General features: G+C 65.0%; 2 protein-coding genes and 2 pseudogenes. All 4 read right to left on the bottom strand.

What is annotated here, in order from left to right:
* Positions 1-200: type VI secretion system-associated protein TagF (gene tagF, locus L9Z73_RS25145; protein ID WP_247406884.1), on the bottom strand; the 200-nt coding region annotated here is incomplete at its 3' end.
* Entirely contained in the window at positions 197-3697 is a 3501-nt protein-coding gene (tssM, locus tag L9Z73_RS25140; RefSeq protein WP_247406881.1) for a type VI secretion system membrane subunit TssM, read from the bottom strand. The genes tagF and tssM, both read right to left, overlap by 4 nt.
* A pseudogene (gene tssL, locus L9Z73_RS31625) lies at positions 3694-4659 on the bottom strand (type VI secretion system protein TssL, long form); the annotation flags it as partial. The gene tssM and the pseudogene tssL, both read right to left, overlap by 4 nt.
* Before the next feature lie 76 nt (positions 4660-4735).
* Positions 4736-5003 (bottom strand): annotated as a pseudogene (locus L9Z73_RS25125) (bifunctional tetrahydrofolate synthase/dihydrofolate synthase); the annotation flags it as partial.

Here is a 5003-nt window from a genome sequence, read left to right as displayed (position 1 = left end):
CACACGCCGGGCGCGAGCACAAAGCGCCACAGCGGGCTGACCAGGTACACGTTGAGCCAGTCGGCACCCAGGCTGTGTTGGCTGGCGAGCAAACCCGCCGCCAGCCAGCTGTCCCACGGGCCGATAAAACTCTGCGGTAAGGCGCGGCTGACAAAATCCCCGCGACTGGCCAACTTGCCGTAGAAGCCCAGCGTCGTCATAACCGCTCCGGCAGGCTGAAGCCACTGAGCACGCGGCTCTTGAACGGGTTGAAGGCGCTGTTGGCGCGCAACTCGTAGACGATGCTCGCACTGTCGACCCGCAGGCGCAGGCTGAAGCGGTCCGGCGCATTGCCGGGCGTGAGGTCCGATTGTTCGAGCAGGCGGAACCAGGCCCACGGGCCGTCCAGGGTCACGCCAGAACGGCCGCTGGCCGACGGCGGCATGATGGAAATACGCACCACGCCAATGCTGCCGGGGTTCGGCCACTGCATCGCCACCGGGCGGCTCGGGCCGTGGTCGTAGCTCAATTGCTGGCCGTCGAGGTCAAGCAGGAACTGGGTGATGCTGGCGTCCATCGCCACCGGTTTGAGCTCAAAACGCACGATCGGCTGAGTACCGCCTGCGCGAAAGAACGCGTCACGGATCGTCGCGGCACGCTGGAAGGTTTGCAGCACGCCCGGCGCAATCCCGAGCTTCTGCGCGGCGCCCGGCTGCCAGCGCCAGGTCTGTGCCGACGTATCCACGTAGGGCTGCAGGTATTTGCGGAAGTAGTTATCCATCACCCCGCCCACGCCGAAGAACTGGCCGAAATCATCCAGCGTCGCGTCACGGGCGCTGCCCGGCGACATCGGATAACGCCCGGCCAGGGACTGGCGATACACGTTCACCACTTCACTGACCCAGGCCGCGTTCAGTTGGTTACGCACGCCGCCCATCATGCTGTTGGTGGTCGAGTTGACCACCGACTTGACCATGCCCTGCACCAGCGGCGGCTGGCGCTCGGCGTTCAGGCTGACCCGCGTGGCTGCAGCCGCCGCCTGGTTCTTCGCCTCGCCGAGCAAGGCATCGCCGCTGGCGCCGACCATGGCGCTGACTTGCACGTACAGCGCGTTCATGTCGGCCAGCAGGCCGTCGATAGCCGCCGGCTCGCCTTCGTTCTTGCTGACGATGCTGTTGAGCTCGGCAAAGTGCGCGGTCACCGGGTCGTCCGCAGTGGCCGGCGTATTCGCGCTGGGCTGCTCCTGGCCGAGCAGGTTGCCCAGGCGCTCCTTGAGCTTGTCCACACCGCCTTCAACCGGCACGCCTTTGGCCGCCAACTGGCGTTCTTCCGCCTGCAAGTCGGTTTCCTTGGCCACCGCCACCAGCAGCTTTTTCAGCGGCGAAGTCGGCCCGGAAATCACCCGCAGCACGTCCGCCGCCTGGGCCACGCTGGTAATCGGCACAAAGTCGATGTCGGCCAGCAACGCATCCCACTGACGCTGGTAGTCCTGGAAGTACAGGCGACGCACGTCGGCAGCCAGGCTGACCACGTTCTGCTGGTCGGCCTGCTCCTGGCCGAGCACCCATTGCTCTTCGGCCAGGGTGCCGGTCTGGTTCAGGCTGCTCAGCAGGAACGCCTGGCGATAGCCTTTGGCGGTGAAGAAACCACTCAACGGCTCACCCAACGGCTTGCCGCTCTTGCGGCTGAACACCAGCGCAGCGTCGCGGCCGGCGGCTTCGTTGATACGGAAGTCAGCAATGCCTTCGGGCAGTTTCTGGCGTTTGACCCGGTCATACACGCGCTGGGCCACCGGCAGTTGTTGCAACTGGCGACGCAGGTCGTCGATCAAGCGCGGGTCGAGGCGTGCGCTCGGCGGGTGGCGTTCGAACAACGCCTGCATGTGTTCGGCCAGCGCCTGGCGCTGATCGGCAGGCAAATCGCGCGGCAGGTTGCGATCCCAGTCGAGGGCGATCCAGGCTTTGATGAAGTCCGGGTCGTAATGCTCGGTGTCGGCGAGCATCAGGTAAGCCTTGAGGCCTTCGTAGAGGAAGTCGGAATTACCGCCGCCGTGCAGTTGCTCCTCGATGCGCGTCACCAGGCGTGGCGCTAAGACGGCAATCAACAGCTTGCGATAAACGCTGGCGGATTCGGCTTCGAGCATATCGCCTTGATACAGACCCAGGCCCTCGGACCAACTTGGCGAATCACCGGCGAGGTGTTTCACCGCGTTGAGCAACGGCAGCACGGCGAGCACTTCGCGCTGTGCCGGGCTGAGGTTCTGTACCGCCTGGCCCAGGGGAGCGACCTTCTGGTCGACCTGGGCGATATACGCCTGGTTGGCGCGATAACTGACCCACCACAGGCTGCTGACCACGATCACCAGCGCCACGGTGGCCGCGAGCACGCCGCGCGCGATCCATTTGCGCCGCCGCTCGACCTGCGGGTTGACGCCCACCAGCCCGCGCTCGGCAAAGGCTACCGCGCTGAACAGTTTCTCGATGAAGTAACTGCGCCCGCTACCGCTCTGGCGCGCGAGGTGCTGGCGGTCCAGGTTCATGCTCTGGGCCATGGCGCCGATCAAGCGATCGATCGGGCTGCCTTCCTGAGTGCCACTGGTGAAGTACACACCGCGCAGCAATACGCGCTCTTCAAAGGCGTTGGGTTTGAACACGCCTTCGAGGAAACCTTGCAGGCAATCCTTCAACGCGCCGAACTGCTGCGGGAAGCCGTAGATCAGGTCGCGCCGTGCCGGGTCGCGCTCCTGTTGCAGGCGTTCGACCAGGCGTTCGTTGAGGCGCTGTTCGAGGCCGGCAAATTCGCTTTGCAGGTGGGCCAGCGGGCTGTCGCCGTGCTTGCCGTCGTCCAGGGCAAAGGTCATGCCCCACACCTGGGCGCGCTCTTCTTTGCTCAGGTTGTCGAAAAACTCCATGAAGCCGGGCACCAGGTCGAGCTTGGTCAGCATCAGGTAGATCGGGAAGCGCACGCCCAGTTGGGTGTACAGCTCCTGGATACGCAGGCGAATCGCCGCCGCGTGGGCAGCGCGTTCGGCATCGCTGCCCAGCAGCAGGTCCGACAGGCTGATGGCGATAAAGGCGCCATCGATCGGGCGGCGCGAACGCTGCTTTTTCAACAGGTCGAGGAAGCCCAGCCAGGCGGCTTTGTCCACCGTGGAGTTGCTGTCCTGGGTGGTGTAGCGGCCGGCGGTGTCGAGCAATACGGCCTGGTCGGTAAACCACCAGTCGCAGTTGCGCGTGCCCCCGACGCCGCGCACCGCACCGGCACCCAATTGGGCTGCCAGCGGGAAATGCAGCCCGGAATTGACCAGCGCGGTGGTCTTGCCCGAACCCGGCGGGCCGATGATCACGTACCACGGCAGTTCGTAGAGGTTGCGCCGCTCATCACCGCCGAGCTTGGCTTTTTTCAGCAGGGCCAGGGCTTCGTCCATGCGCTGGCGCAGGGTGGTGAGTTCTTCGGCGGTAGCGACGCTGTTGGGGTCGGCCGGGGTTTGCGCGGCCAGGCTGCGCATCACTTCGGCGGCCTGGTGGCGGGCCTGGAGGATGCGGAACACGCGGTAGGCGAGCCACACCGCAAACACCAGGATGATCAGCGCCCAGCGCCGCCCTTCGGGCATCAGTACGTCGAGCAACGGCCCGACAAACCAGATGATCAGGCTCAGGGCGATCAGGCCCAGCAACGGGATCACCCAGCGAATCATGAAACTGAAAAACGCCTTCACTCGACGCCCTCCGCGAGTACGGTGATTTCAACCCGACGATTGCGGGCACGGCCTTCTGCGGTGGCGTTGGTGGCCACCGGCTCAGTGTCGCTTCGGCCCTCGGCACTGAAGCGATCGCCCTGGCCGGTCTTGGCCGCAAGGATCTCCAGCACTGACTTGGCCCGCGCTTCGGACAAGGCCCAGTTGGACGGGAAGCGCAGCGTGGCAATCGGGCGGTTGTCGCTGTGCCCGGTGACGCGCACCTGGCCCTTGACCTTGCGGATCGCGTCGGCAATGCGCAGCATCAACGGCTGGTAGTCATCGACGATGCTGGAGCTGGCCGAGGCAAAAAGCTCATCACCGCGGATAGTCACGACGGAACGGTCGACCTTGTCTTCCACCGCAACGCGGCCGGCCTTGATGTCTTCCACCAGAAAACCGGCCAGGCGCGGGCGCTCGATCACTTTCGGCTGCGCCACGGGGCGGTCGATGGCCTGCACCGGGATCTCGCCCAGCGCATGGATATTCTTGAACACCGGCTCGGCGTCCGAGGCCAGCTTCATGCGCAGGCCAAACAGCAGCGCCAGCAGCAGCGCCAGGCCGATGGCCACGGCGATCCATGGCGGCACGAACTGCGCCAGGCGATCGCGTACCACGCTCACGCCGCGCCAATGCGGCGACAGTTCGCGCTCATGCTCGCCACGTGCGCTGCGAATTGCCGCCGCGGTGCGTTCACGCAGGGCTTCCAGTTGGCTGCGCCCATCGTTCATCACGCGGTAGCGACCTTCGAAACCCAGGCACAGGCACAGGTACAACAGCTCCAGCAGGTACAAGCGCTCGCGTGGGCTTTGCAGGCAATGGTCGAGTAGCTGAAAGACCTTTTCGCCGCCCCAGGCTTCGTTGTGGACGGTGATCAGCAGGCTCTGCTTGCCCCAATCGCTGGTGCTGCCCCACGGCGTGCTCAATACGGCCTCATCCTGACGGGAAAACAGCATCGGCAGGAAAATCACCGCCAAGGCCACCAGCACCAGGGCGCCGACCATTCGCTGCTTGTATGCGCTATCCAGTAATGCCATGTGCAGCTTCCTCCGTGGAGCGCCGGGCCAACCATTCGAGCGCCTCGGCAACACAATAAAATGACCCGAACAACAGAATCTCGTCCTCGGGCGTAGCAACCGCACACTGCGCTTCAAGGGCCGCAGTGACGCTTGCATACGACGTCACGCGCGCACCAAGGTTCTGCAAGGCAACCTCAAGCTCGGCGGCCGGCCGGCTGCGCGGCGTGTCCAGGGGCGCAACCGCCCAGGCCTGGACATTCGCCAGCAAC

The sequence above is a fragment of the Pseudomonas emilianonis genome, from assembly GCF_023072625.1.
GTDB lineage: Bacteria > Pseudomonadota > Gammaproteobacteria > Pseudomonadales > Pseudomonadaceae > Aquipseudomonas > Aquipseudomonas paraveronii.
This window is presented reverse-complemented; position numbering and strand designations above follow the sequence as displayed.